This is a genomic window from Brucella lupini (assembly GCF_002252535.1).
Lineage (GTDB): Bacteria > Pseudomonadota > Alphaproteobacteria > Rhizobiales > Rhizobiaceae > Brucella > Brucella anthropi.
Genome location: NZ_NNRN01000021.1, coordinates 1 through 13081, shown reverse-complemented (window position 1 = coordinate 13081; position 13081 = coordinate 1). Strand labels below are relative to the sequence as shown.

Below are 13081 nucleotides of genomic sequence, written 5' to 3'. Positions count from 1 at the left end.
CGCTAAACACGGCCGACGCTGGAAGAGCTTCGTGAACCATGTCTCGACGGATGGTGCACCTTATGACGAAAGCGGGATCCTGCGCGGTTTCGAAACACGCATGGCCCGATCTGGCTCCATTGCTATCGAATGGGGCCGGTAGAATGCGCGGACAAGTGTGAAGGTGCTAAAGACATCACATGGTGATCGCAGCCGGATTGGCGAGAACAGGCCCGTGCTTGGCCGGCGGTCCTTTGAGCCCGTTCGGTTCTGAACCCGTGCCGGCTTGCCCTTCGTTTTTGCTGCGGTCTGAACCAGCGGCCGGCCGCTTCAAGGCCGCTGTCGCGCCGCGGAGCGGCCGGGCCCGTCATCCTTCGCAAAACAGACCCGCGGGCGGCGCGAGGGCATATGCCCTGCTGACCCGCAGATCGGTTCCGCTTGTCTTCGCCTGGCCCGGACCTGGAAGCGTCCGCCTTCCGCCGGTTCGGGTCGACCGCACCGAAGGGCAAGCCGGCACGGGGCCGGAACCACTTCGGAACCGAAAGGAAAGAATATGGCAAAACCCGCAAGCAACCCTCGCCAATCCGGCCGCGTCCTCCAGCTCCGGAAAGGCGCTACCCTCGAAATGGTCCGGCTGACATGCCCGGACAGCGCCCAGGCACTCAAGATTGCCGAGAGCTTTGGCACCGCGATGGTCGACAGCGACGGGATCCGCGATCTCCACGAGCACCTCATCTGCGAGACGGCAGAAGCTCTTAGCGAAGGCCTTGGCGAAAGAGCCATGCAGATCCACCTCCAGCGTATCGTCGGCGCCTTTGTCGGCTCGGCGCACGGAGCCGGACAATTCTACAGCAAAGCCGTCACCGACGCGCGCGACGCTACAGCCAAGGCAGCAAACGATGTCCGCGACGAGGATCTCGATGGACCCGTCGGCTATGACAGCGCCGCCCACAGAAAGCGGGAATTCGCAGCAGACATGGGTATCCAATCCCATGCTCTTCGAATGGCTGCCGAGGGTGCCGTCGCTGCCTACAAAAAGACCGTAGGCGAGACCTGGAAGCCGTTCGATCGTCCAGTCGAAAATCCCGGCCATTCGATAGACCGCAAGGCCGCCGAAGTTCAGATGTCGGCCTTCGACTGATACCGCTTGGGCGGGGTTCGCCCCGCCTGTTTCGCCATCTCGGGCTGGCCGGCCCCGTGGGCCGGCCTTTTCCGTTTGCGGACACCGCGGGCAGAAGAAGGGAATCAAGGTGTTGGTGATCGGGCCGTTGCGGCCCGTCCCCGCCGTCTCACCTGCAGGAGCCGAAAGCCACAGGCAACGGCTTTGCCGTCCTCCACGCTGTTTCGGCCGTTCCGGTGCCTTCAGCCGGCTCATGGGCTCCTGCTCCTGGCCGCCGCGGACGGCCGCGATTGGCGCGGCTCCCATGACGTGGAGAAAAGAAATGAGCAGAAAGACCGAAAGCCACCGCGCTGATATTTATGCGCGTATCACCGATCGGATCATCGAGGAGCTTGCAATTGGCGTCCGCCCCTGGATGAAGCCGTGGAATGCGGGGCATACCCATGGGCGGGTCACCCGCCCGCTGCGCCACAATGGACAGCCCTATTCCGGCATGAACGTGCTCCTTCTGTGGTCGGAACAGATGTCGCGTGGTTTCACATCACCGATGTGGATGACCTTCAAACAGGCACTCGAGCTCGGGGCAGCGGTGCGAAAGGGCGAAACCGGATCGACGGTCGTGTTCGCCAGCCGCTTCACCAAATCGGAGCCGGATGGTAAAGGTGGCGAGATTGATCGGGAAATTCCTTTTCTCAAGGCCTATTCGGTTTTCAATATCGAGCAGATCGATGGCCTTGCCGACCATTACTATCGCCCACAGGCGCCGGTTCAGCATCCGGTCGAGCGGATCGAGCAGGCGGATCGCTTCTTTCGAAATACAGGCGCAGTTATTCGCCATGGTGGCGGCCAGGCGTTTTACGCTCCCGGACTGGATATTATCCATTATCTAAACAGTCAAGCTGTCTCACCGACTTTTCACTGATCCCATTCCACCGACGTTGAGCCCGACGCCGTCCGCAAGCGGTGGCGATCCCGTGCGCCCGCGTCGCTCCCAAGGAGCTATCACGATGTCTTCCAGGATACAGTCCGGAGCGCGTGCCGACGTTTACACGCGCATCACCGCCGAGATCATTGCGGCAATCGAAGAAGGTGCAGGTGATTGGCGCGCGCCATGGTTCCACAACGGAACCAGCGCGGCCCGCCCGACCAACGTCGCATCTGGCCGCCGCTACCGCGGTATCAACACGGTGGCGCTGTGGGTCGCAGCCATGGCCAATGGTTACAATGATGGCCTATGGGGCACCTATCGGCAATGGCAGGACGCCGGAGCGCAGGTGCGCAAGGGCGAACGCTCAACCACTGTCGTGTTGTGGAAGCAGATCGCTTCGTCCGACTCGGCGGATGACGATGACGGCGACGACAGCGGCCGTGTTCGGATGCTCGCCCGGGCCTTCTCGGTGTTCAACATCGCGCAGGTGGATGGATACGAACGTCCGCCGACGAGCATTTTGCCGGAGGAAGAGCGTCTGGCCCACGCTGAGGCCTTCATCGTCAACCTCGGAATCAAGACCGTGTTCGGCGGTTCGGACGCCTGCTACGTTCCTTCCTCAGACACGGTATTCATGCCGGACTTCGCTTCTTTCCGGGATACCGCGTCGTTCTATGGGGTCTGGCTGCATGAGAACGGCCACGCCTCCGGGGCAAAGCACCGGCTTGACCGCGATCTCTCTGGCCGGTTCGGATCGGCTGCCTATGCTGCCGAAGAATGCTGCGTGGAGATTCTGAGCGGGCTTGTCCTCGCCGATCTCGGCATCGCCCACCATCCGCGCCCTGATCATGCTGCGTACATTGCCTCGTGGCTGACCGTATTGAAGGACGACCCCCGCGCCATCTTCACGGCTGCCGGCAAGGCACAGCAGGCAGCCGACTGGATGCACGAGCAGCAGCCTGCGCCCGCGTCATCCGGTGTCGCCAATGAGACGGAGGCGGGCCACCCTGCTTCTCCTGTTCTCGTCGGCGCGTTGTAACAAGGCGCGAACCTGAACGTGCTGGGCGATCACGTTCTCCCGATCACGCCGCTGCCGCTCCACGTCAATCTGCGGGGAGCGGGGCTCCTCGAGTTGGCTCAGCTTCGCCGCGTCGGCCGCCTCCCGCAGATCCGCGAGTATGGCCGGAGCACGGTTCGCGGTCGCGCGGCTGACGCCGGCTTCCCGTGCCAGATCGGCAACAGTCAGGCGGCCCTCCGACCTGAACGCATTCCCTGAGACAAGCCGAGAGAGCGCTTCACGAAGGGCTCTCTCGGTCGAAGTGCTGACCGGCTTCACGAGCGTTCCTCCAGCAGCGGCGCTATCAGCTTGCGCATTCGATCGCGGTCCTGCCGGATCGCGGTCCGCTGCACGCTCGACAATCGCTTCTCTTGCAGCATGGATTCGGCATGCGTGATCGCGGCCTGCCACGCCGGCAGATGACGGCGTGCGATGCAGGAGTTCGGACAGCGGTCAGGGGCGCAGTTCGACAGGACGGGCTGGCTTTCCGAGCCTGTCGTCCGGCTGAGACAAAGCGCTGTGGCTGGCTCGAAGAAGCAGTCGTTCAGGTAGCCGACATGCAGCGTGCGCGCGAGGTGAGCGAGCATCGCCTTCACCCGCTTGCCATCTGCGATCGTTCCTGGCAGAGGACTGATCTCCCTGGCGGCACGGTCCATCTCGTGCGTAACGCGGGACGCGCCGGGGCCGGCCAGTCGCTCGCCACGCTGCGCCGCTTCGTAATGTGCAACGATGTCGTCGAGCTGTCCCAGATGATGTTCCTGCTCGACCTCCTGGCGGAAGCCGGAAGCCGATGATCCCGCATAGCCGTCGAACATCGCGACCGAGGCATGCTTATACTGGATCTTGCCGGCGACCACGCCGAACGGGCGGTTGGCGATGTACCATGCCACAGTGCGGCGGAACTGCCGCGTGTTGAAGATCCAACTTCGTCCTTCAACGAGCGGGATCGTCGGTTCTTCCGGCGCACCGAAGTGCTTATCCAGATGCTCGCGATACCGATTGATCTGCCGCACCACATGCGGCACGCCGCGGTCGCGAGCATGAGCACGATGAAGGACAACCCATATGGCGTCTCCTTCTCGTTCCGGCCGATGACGAGTGGCGAGGCGTTCGGCGATCTCGACGGCTCGCGCGACCGGCTCGATCGTCACCCACTCCTCCGCCTCGCCACGCTCCTGCCGCCCCTTGTAGACAATGCTGCGTATCATCAGCCGCTCGATCAGGCCGTCCGCACTACGCTTTCGCTGAAGGCAACCGAGTTGCATTGCCTGGACTTCGCTGTCGCGCATGCCGGTCAGATAGACACAGAGGATATAGGCTGCGGTCTGCAGCTGGCGTTCCTCATCTGCCAGCGAGAAGGCGTCGAAACGAGTTCGCCATGGCTGTCCGCTTTCCGGGTCGATGGCAATCGGCGTATCCATGCCGCCATGCTCAACGCCGAGCTCCTTCACAGCACCAAGAAGAAGAGTATGGGCATCCTTGTTCTGGACGATGTTGGTGACATGAATCCCGCTTTGCAGCGAGATCAGCTGCAGGTTCAACACGCTCCCGTTCAACTTGAGCCGGTCGGCCTGCACGAGGAAAGCGCATAAACCACCGATGCGTCCGGGAGTGTTCCAGACTGGTATGCCACGACCTTCCCGGCGGCGACGTTCAATGTAGGAAGCCATGCGCATGGCGACACTATTGGTTTGCGCGGTTCCGCGAGGGCGGGCCTGCCAGGCTGCCCTGAGTTCATCGAGTTCGGCGCGTGCAGCAAGGATATCGGTCGAGAACAGTTCGACATAGCGCAGCGACCATCGCAATAACGCGCCGATCACCGGCTCGGGAATGCGGGGCGTCATGTTCTCATATGTTCGGCCGCCGCAGCCTGCGACCTTGTAGGTCGGCGTTCCGTTCCAGGGAACGAAGCGCAGGCCGCCATGGGTCAGGAAGCGGGCGAGCCGGTGAAGCTGCACGGCCGGTCTGAGGCAGGCGGCGACCCGACTCGGGAGTACGGAACGGTTATTCTGGAGAGCAAGGTAGGTATCGAGCAGGTCCTGATCGATCAGCGCGGCATCGAAGCGGCCCTCCCGCTCCCGCACGAACGCCATGAAGTGGCTCAAGGTGGCGAGTGCTGCACGCGCGCTCAACGGCCGCAGTCGCTCCGAGCGGTCGGGAAGGCGTTCGTTGAGCCAGGCGAAGATGTATTCCTTGGCTGTCAGCCGCTCCAACGGACAGGCAATGTCGGTGAAGTCGATCGTCCGGAACGCATTGCGCGCCGTCATATGGAAGATCGCCGGATCGAGATTCCACACGTCGTCGCCGAAGCGAGAGAGTGTCTCCCGGTCGGTCCCTTCCTTAAGCTTCATCGAGCAAAGCACGATGTCATTCAGGCTGCGTATGACCGAAGAGGGTGTGGCCAGGGCAAGGTTCGTCGCTGTCATTGTGCCGTCGCCTCCACCGGCAGATAGAGGAGCGTCGGCCCTTCGCCCTCTATCTGGGATCGGGCCGCTTCCACAGTTGGCGGTGCAAAGGCCGGGAGGATCTGGTTCGTGATGCGATGCCAGGGGCGGCCGAACTTGATCGACCACTCGTCGGCATTGAGGGCGGCACGCTGATCGGCCATGAAGGACTGGAATGCGATTAGTGCTGGGAGCTTGCGTTCCGTGATCACGGCATTCTCGCATTCAAGGCAGCCCCAAAACGGGGTCGGACAGGGGTTACCGGCTTCCGCGAATGGGCTCTCGTAAAAGCCGCCGCATCGTGCGAGCCACACATCCTGATCGTCCATCGCCGGAGGCGGATCTTGCCGTTCTGCGACAAAGTCTTCCCGCTCGCTCGAAGCGATGCGCGGCTTCAGCGCCGCGCCGAGAGCATCGTGGAACGCGTCGGCAAGAGTCTGCTCATGAACATGACGCAGGGCCGGTATATCCGCATAGTGGTTGGCCGCGACGCCAATCGAATGACCGACGGCGAACTGCTCGAGCTGACCGTTCGTGCGTCGATACCATTCAGCCTTGTGGGTCTTCCGCAACTGCGACAATCTCAACCGTAGCGGCGCGCCGTCGTCATCGACCAGTTGGTAGCGCTCGATGAAGGCAGCGATGCCTTGGCCGCCTTCATCGTTGGCTGGACGCAGGCCGTCGATGGTCCAGAGAACCCACAGACGATCCGAGCCGGTGTGTTGTCGGGCACGTTCGGTGAGCGCGATCGCCGTTCTGACCAGCCCGCCGGGCGTGGCGCTCGATCCGTCCCGAACCCGCAGGCGCTTCCACTCCGAGCCGCGTGCCCGGCGCTTGTAATATTCGATCTCGACATAGCCCTTGGTGGGATTGCGCAGGCAGTCGGCGTTCAGGCGGATCAGGCATTCCATCTCCATGCCTGTCTCCAGCGATAGCAATACCAGGAATGCCGCGAGATCGATTGCCATGAGGTGGAAGCCTCGGTGCGGCACCTCGATCCTGCAATCAACGTGGCGGTAGGCACCGAGGTTCTTGAAGCGTTTGAAGGCGGGATGCCGCGTCTCGATCTGTCCGGATCGCACGATCTCGGCGACTACCGCATCATGATGAGCGCGCAGCCGTTCGCATACATCCACTCCTGGCGGAGGCGGCGGAACATCATCGCCGAGCGCGATGCGCTGGCGGGCTTCGGCGATTTGAGCCCGTGCCGCGGCACGCAGCGCTTCGGCGATCCGGCTGCTGTAGGCATCGCGGGGTCGGCTCCCTCCGCCATCGCCGTGACCAAGATAGCGCAAGCGGGATACCACTTCCGGCGTCAGAACGCCGGGACGGTCCTCGACTGCGATGCGGAGCACGCTGATGAGCGCCGCCAGAAGATGCCTTTGGAACAGCCTGTTCCCCGCGTTCTGCTCGAGCCACGCCTCGTAATCGTTGATCAACTCGACCGTGATATCGCTCAGTCCACGGAGGGCAATCTGCCGAGCATCCAGGAACGACCAGAAGCGGCGGAGTTTGAGCACCGTGCGTTGCACCGCACGTCCGATCGGCGTCGGCCCCATCTGGCGAATGCGTTCCCGCACCAACGGAGCGATCTCGGCAACGAAGGATGGGTTCGACCAGGAACGGAGATCCACGCTGTGCTCGCCGCCTGTGTCGACGCGCGCAGCGAAGCGGCGTGGATCGGCGACGATGACGGATGCTGGGGCGTCCTTGTCCGGCGTGTCCGATCGGGGCGGGAACGTTGCCCGCCGCCCCCGGCTCATGGCGCCAACTCCATGGAGGCAACATCCAGGCCGAGATTGCCAACTGCCGCGTCTACAATCTCCTGGCTGTCTGCAAGGTGATCGAGATAGATATAGGTGCTCTCGATCCTGCTGTGTCCCATCAATCGCTGAAGCTTTAGCAGCGGGTCGCCGATCATCCGGCGATAGGCGGAGCCGAGATGCTGCGATCGCTCGCTGACCACCCAGTTGATCTGTTCGCGTAGAAGCAGCGTCAGCATGTGGACGGCAAAGCTGTGGCGAAGCATGTGAGGGGTTACGTGCATGTCCTCGAAGCCGAAGCGACGGCATCTCTCGCTGGCACGTGTAAACACGGCTTCCCATGACGCCATCGGCATCGGCTCTCCGTCTTCCGTCAGCCAGAGCGCCAGTGGCAGGCCCGTCGTGGCGTCGACGAGCCGAGTCCGTTCCGAAGGCGTCAGCTGATCAACGCTTGTCCTCACCGCGCAGTCGCCATCGTTAAGGCGAAGAGCCCGGTGGTCGTATCCGATCGCCGGGATCGGGCTGTGCGTTCGGCGGATACGGCCGCTCCGCGGCGCACGCGCAAGGCTATTCTCCCGCTCGATCCGGACATAGTCCTGCAACTGCCCGATCAGGCGGATTGGCATGCGGATGTCTCGGCCGCGCGAACCCTTCGCGGTCGCAGCCGCCAGTCGGAAGGGCAGAGACCGGGCCAAGGAATCCGGGCGTGCGTCCAGTTCCGGTAGTTCGTTTAGCAGCAGGCTCGATGCTTCCTGCAGCCGCAGGCCGGTCGTGATCAGCAGTTCCGCGAACAGCGCATTGCGCTCTCCGTTGCGGCCTCGCCATGTCGGATCTTCCCGACCATCGGGAAGTCTGCCGCGCAGCCCGACCTCGCGGAACACCAGATAGCGCGGCAGGTCGAGAAAGCGCATGTCGCCCTTGCGACCGCCCCTCTCCTTGGCGCAGTTCACCGCCATGGCGATGACCGCACCCGACGTTGACGCGCGTGACCAGAGCTGCCGATAGGTGAATGGAGCGGCCGCAATGATCTTCTCGTCGATGGCCCACCGATAAAGCTTGTCGAGCGCCGCAATCATCCGGTTCCAGGAAGAGGCTGATATGCGGAACGGCGGCGCGGACAGGCGGCGGGCTTCGTGGAATGCGGCGATGTCATCGCGGTCGGCCGACCAGAGAGACTTGCCGTTCCGGCGCTCCTCGAGGAAGCGCATCCAGACGACGATGTCCCGCGCATAGGCGCGCAGGCTGTTCAGCGAGCGTACGCCCATGGTCGGGCAAGACCGGAGGAAACGGTTGAGATGGTGATCGTAGGCACCGTCGCTTCCCAGAATGAACGGCATGCCCTCGACGAGGCCGATGTTGTCTGCGGCCGCTATCTCGTCTGAGGACAACTCGTATGTCGCGCCGTGGACCGTGACGGAGCGGTGCACCGCGGAAAGATCGGTGAAGAATACCTGCGGCAAAGGACCTCCCAACAGCGCCGAAGTTTTTGCCGGGGACGGGCTCGAGCCCGCCCCCGGCAAAAACTTCGCACCAGCATCACTCGACGGATCTGTCTGTCTGACTGTCGGCGACACTAACCGCCAACCCTGACGTCTGTGAGACAGGTACACAGAGTCTGGATAAGATCCAGATGCCACCAATCGAAACGTTCAAGGACGCCGCGAGCTACTACGCGACGCTTAGCCATGAAGCGACGCATAATGCCGCGATCCGGATTATGCCGCATCTCTTTGAGAACCCGCGGCCTGCAGGGTGATCGCGTCAATGGCGTTCGGCATAATCTTCGTGGCTCCAACAACAAGGAGCACGAAAGATGCCTGCGATTCTGAACACCTGCGTCGAGCCCTACCTGGACTCGTTTATCCAGCGGCTCGTTGCCGCCGATTACAAGGCGCCGACCATCAAAGAGTACCGGTCGATCATTCGAAGGCTTGGCCAGGTGATGGATGCGGAAGGGGTAAAGCTTTCAAAACTCACGCTTGACATGGCCGATCGGCTGGGACGGACGTTGCCGCGGAGGTATTACCAGAGTGTCCGCCCTCACAAACTCGCACATCGGTTTGCCCAGCATCTGATCGACATCGGCGTGGTAGAGCCCACGGCGCCAACCCAAGCGCAGATCGCGCGCGCCGACTTGTTGGCAAGGTTCGAAACCTATCTCGTTAAACAACGAGGCCTCAGCCAGCGGACGATCTATCACTCGCTGCGCTTCGCCAACCGTTTCCTCGACTACCGCTTCGGAGAAACGACGATCGATATCGGTTGCTTGCGTCCCGCCGATGCGATCGGGTTCGTGGAGCATGTCCTGGCGAGCGCGCGCCGCGACAAAACGATTGGTACGCATGTTCGGAATTTCCTCCAATATCTGTTTGCATGTGGAGCTACGTCGACCAATCTGGCGCTGAGCGTACCGAAAACTGCAAAGTCCTGGAGTCCGCGACTGCCACGACATCTGTCGCCGGATGGCGTCGAAGCGGTCCTGGCTAATGTGCGCGACAATCCAAGGCACGGCGCACGGGACTATGCGATGCTGCTGCTCATGGCCCGGCTCGGGTTGAGAGCAGTCGAGGTCATGGCAATCCAACTCGACGACATCGATTGGCGCGCCGGCGAACTCATGGTGCGCGGCAAGGGCAAACTACACGACCGGTTACCGATCACGATGGAGGTCGGCGATGCGCTGAGCCGCTATCTTCGTGAAGAGAGAGGCCCTGCGACGTGCCGCACGATGTTTGTCACCCATCGCGCCCCGCATCGACCGTTCAAAGATAGCCAGATCGTCAATAACGTCCTCAAGGAGGCATTGAAGGCAACCGGCCAGAAGCCGGTGACACCCTATGTGGGATCGCACCTGCTCCGCCATAGTCTTGCGACCCAATTGGTGAACACGGGGGCTTCGCTGGATGAAATCGGCGACGTGTTGCGACACCGATCACGAACATCGACGATGATCTATGCACGCATCGACATTGAAGGCCTGCGATCGATCGCACAGCCTTGGCCAGTGGGGGGAGGTGTGTGATGAGCCTCACCATCCAACTCGACCGCTATCTGAGTGTCAGGCGCAGCCTGGGCTATGATCTTGGTACCGCTGCTCGCATCCTTCGTCGCTTCACCCGCTTCGCTGACCGCGAGGGCGCCACACATGTCGACACGGCGTTGTTCCTGCGTTGGCACGGCACGCTGGCTGAGGCCTGCTCCTCGACCAGAGGGGCCAGGCTGACTGTTGTGCGTCTGTTCGCACAATGGCTGAGCAGCTTCGATCCAGCTCATGAGGTGCCCCCACAAGGGCTGCTACCAAGCTCGATCCGACGGTCGCGTCCACACATTTACAGCGACGATGAAATCAGAACAATCATCGCGGCCGCGAAAGAACTGCCGTCGATCTACGGTCTGCGAGGCCTGACCTGCTCCACTCTGTTCGGGCTCATCGCGGTTACTGGTCTTCGTATCAGCGAGGCGTTGGCGCTTGACCGGGATGACATCGACACATTGAACCGCGTGCTGCGGGTACGGCAGGGCAAGCTTGGCAAAGAGCGCTTGCTACCGCTCCATCTCAGCGTCGTCACGCACCTGATCGACTATCTTGCCGAACGGGACCGGCTGATCGGCCATCCTGTCGCGGCGCTGTTCGTCACCGACAAAGCTTCACGGCTCACCGACTGCGGGGCCCGATACAACTTTGCGCGGGCATGTCAGGACGCCGGCCTCAGAACCCATCAACCACACTGCAAACATGGACGGGGACCGCGCATTCACGATCTTCGCCACAGCTTCGCTGTGAAGACGATGATCTTTTGGTACCGCACCGGCAAAGACCCGGCACGCGAGATGATCCGGCTGACTACCTATCTCGGTCACGGCAGCCCTGCCAACACGTACTGGTATCTGGAAGCAGTGCCCGAATTGCTCGGTCTGGCAATGGCGCGAGCGACATCCGACGACGAGGAGGCAGGTCGATGAGTGTTGCTACCTTGCCTTCGTTAATCCAGCGCTTCTTCACTGACCGGCTCCGCATCCAGATGGAAGCGAGCCCCCATACGATTGCCGGCTACCGGGATACGTTCCGACTTTTGTTGCGGTACGCAAGTGCACGACACAGCAAGCCGCCGGTCAAGTTGACGATCGAAGATATCGACGCCGATCTGGTTGCCGACTTCCTCGTCTATACTGAGACTGCCCGAGGCAACAGCGCACGCAGCAGAAACACCAGGCTCGCCGCGATCAGATCCTTCTTCCGCTATGTCGCGATGAGCGACCCGACTTGGCTGCTACAATGTCAGCGGATCCTCGCCATGCCCAACAAGCGCTACGTGCGGCGCGAGGTGACGTTCCTCGACACCAACGAAATCGCTGCCTTGCTGGCAGCGCCTGACCGGCAGACATGGGCGGGGCGACGCGACCATGCCCTGCTGTTACTCGCGGTACAAACCGGGCTCAGGGCCTCCGAGCTGGTCGGTCTCAAGTGTGCTGACGTGGTACTCGGATCCGGCGCTCATATCCGCTGCATGGGAAAGGGCAGGAAGGAGCGCGCCACCCCGCTTCGCCGTGAAACGGCCAAGCTCCTGGCCGTTTGGATCGGGGACGGTGACAAGGGCAGGCCGCTATTCCCATCGATCAGAGGGGAGCCGCTGAGCCACGATGCCCTTGAGCATCTCGTGCGCAAACATTGCCTGACGGCATCACGCACGTGCCCCAGCATTGGCTGCAAGCGGGTTACGCCGCATACGCTGCGCCACAGTACGGCGATGGACCTGCTCCATCACGGCGTCGATCCTGCGGTCATCGCGCTCTGGCTTGGTCACGAAAACGTCGAGACCACCCAGATCTACATCCATGCCGACATGCGAATGAAGGAAAAGGCGCTTGCCCGCGTCGCGGCCCCGGCAACGCCTTCGGGGCGGTTCCGGCCAGACGATAACCTGCTCGCCTTCCTGGAAGGGCTCTGATTATTCCGAACAGCCGCATGGCCGAAAACAGGCAACAGGCCTCCAAAAGAGGCCATGCGGCATAATCCGGATCGCGGCATTATGCGTTTTATGCCGATATCGGCATAAGATCCACTGGACCGCTCCTGCCCATCGCATCGGCCGCGATCTCTCACGCTACGCCAGGGACAAGAGCGAGCGAGCCCGGGAAGAGTTGATCGCCGAACTCGGCAGCTGCTTTTTATGTGCCGATCTGGGGATCGTACCGGAACTCGAGCCGCGGCCCGACCATGCCTCCTACCTTCAGTCATGGCTCGACGTATTGGCAAACGACACACGGGCAATCTTCCAAGCGGCGGCGCATGCGCAGCGCGCGGCAACTTTTCTCCACGGGCTGCAGCCCGTGGAGGAGGAGGCTCGGAAGGTGGCCTGAAGGTTTCCGCCTCGGATGGCGTCAAGGCCGGTCGCCTCGCTCAGCGGTGGCCGGCTCAATCATCGGGTTCGCCTCAGCCAGATAATCCTCGGCAATCCTCAAAACCAGCTTCCCCAAAAACGACGTTTGCCGGGTGTCGGGTTTCGGCCTACGGGATTGCTTGATCCCCACGATAGACGGACGGCATCCTGATGCTTTTGCTCCAGGCGGCAGGTCACAGGCACCTCTGCGACAGGACGATTGTTGCAAGCGGAGCCTGGCCGATGGTCTGCAACGAGTGTGCAAGTCTTTACGGTGGCTTTTGCAGAGGCTGCAACCCGCCGGGCCATTTGCTGGGGATTTGCATTATGGCGGTTCGCCATCGTCATATTCCTTTTCCCGTTTGGAAGGGGCTCCATAGGCGGGCTCGATGGGGCAGGTCTGACCGGA

At 62.1% G+C, this 13081-nt stretch carries 8 protein-coding genes and 3 pseudogenes; 8 read left to right on the top strand and 3 right to left on the bottom strand.

All coding sequences use genetic code 11. The annotated features are described in order from the left end of the window. Window positions 1-532 precede the first annotated feature (532 nt). From CES86_RS01700 to CES86_RS01690, 3 genes and pseudogenes are all read left to right on the top strand, one after another. Window positions 533-1120, top strand: a complete 588-nt coding sequence (locus CES86_RS01700; protein ID WP_003501782.1) for a hypothetical protein — start codon at window positions 533-535, stop codon at window positions 1118-1120. Between the two features lie 301 nt (window positions 1121-1421). Then, window positions 1422-1979 (top strand): annotated as a pseudogene (locus tag CES86_RS01695) (ArdC family protein); the annotation flags it as partial. A 127-nt stretch (window positions 1980-2106) separates the two neighbouring features. After that, complete coding sequence (locus CES86_RS01690; protein ID WP_094513412.1) at window positions 2107-3066, top strand: ArdC family protein; 960 nt, start codon at window positions 2107-2109, stop codon at window positions 3064-3066. Between the two features lie 293 nt (window positions 3067-3359). On the opposite strand, the gene CES86_RS01680 is transcribed toward CES86_RS01690, so the two are convergent. The 3 genes from CES86_RS01680 to CES86_RS01670 are packed head-to-tail and all read right to left on the bottom strand — an operon-like array spanning window position 3360 to window position 8751. Next, the gene (locus CES86_RS01680; RefSeq protein ID WP_094513409.1) at window positions 3360-5510 is read right to left on the bottom strand and encodes a hypothetical protein; all 2151 of its coding nucleotides are present in this window, start codon (window positions 5508-5510) and stop codon (window positions 3360-3362) included. After that, window positions 5507-7291, bottom strand: a complete 1785-nt coding sequence (locus CES86_RS01675) for a hypothetical protein (RefSeq protein ID WP_094513407.1) — start codon at window positions 7289-7291, stop codon at window positions 5507-5509. Before CES86_RS01675 ends, CES86_RS01680 begins: the two co-directional genes overlap by 4 nt. Continuing rightward, window positions 7288-8751, bottom strand: coding sequence for a tyrosine-type recombinase/integrase (locus CES86_RS01670; protein WP_094513406.1), 1464 nt, complete (start codon window positions 8749-8751; stop codon window positions 7288-7290). The genes CES86_RS01675 and CES86_RS01670 overlap by 4 nt, the downstream gene beginning before the upstream one ends. 158 nt (window positions 8752-8909) lie before the next feature. Between CES86_RS01670 and CES86_RS27385 the strand changes: the two are divergent. The 5 genes and pseudogenes from CES86_RS27385 to CES86_RS01650 all read left to right on the top strand — a co-directional run. Further along, window positions 8910-8990 (top strand): annotated as a pseudogene (locus tag CES86_RS27385) (zincin-like metallopeptidase domain-containing protein); the annotation flags it as partial. Window positions 8991-9104: 114 nt separating this feature from the next. Beyond that, window positions 9105-10313 carry a tyrosine-type recombinase/integrase gene (locus CES86_RS01665; RefSeq protein WP_080823869.1) on the top strand — a complete coding sequence of 403 codons (1209 nt, stop codon included), beginning with the start codon at window positions 9105-9107 and terminating at the stop codon, window positions 10311-10313. Next, the gene (locus CES86_RS01660; RefSeq protein ID WP_080823870.1) at window positions 10313-11254 is read left to right on the top strand and encodes a tyrosine-type recombinase/integrase; all 942 of its coding nucleotides are present in this window, start codon (window positions 10313-10315) and stop codon (window positions 11252-11254) included. The genes CES86_RS01665 and CES86_RS01660 overlap by 1 nt, the downstream gene beginning before the upstream one ends. After that, the gene (locus CES86_RS01655) at window positions 11251-12240 is read left to right on the top strand and encodes a tyrosine-type recombinase/integrase (protein WP_080823871.1); all 990 of its coding nucleotides are present in this window, start codon (window positions 11251-11253) and stop codon (window positions 12238-12240) included. Before CES86_RS01660 ends, CES86_RS01655 begins: the two co-directional genes overlap by 4 nt. Before the next feature lie 109 nt (window positions 12241-12349). Next, a pseudogene (locus CES86_RS01650) lies at window positions 12350-12652 on the top strand (zincin-like metallopeptidase domain-containing protein); the annotation flags it as partial. Between the last annotated feature and the right edge of the window lie 429 nt (window positions 12653-13081).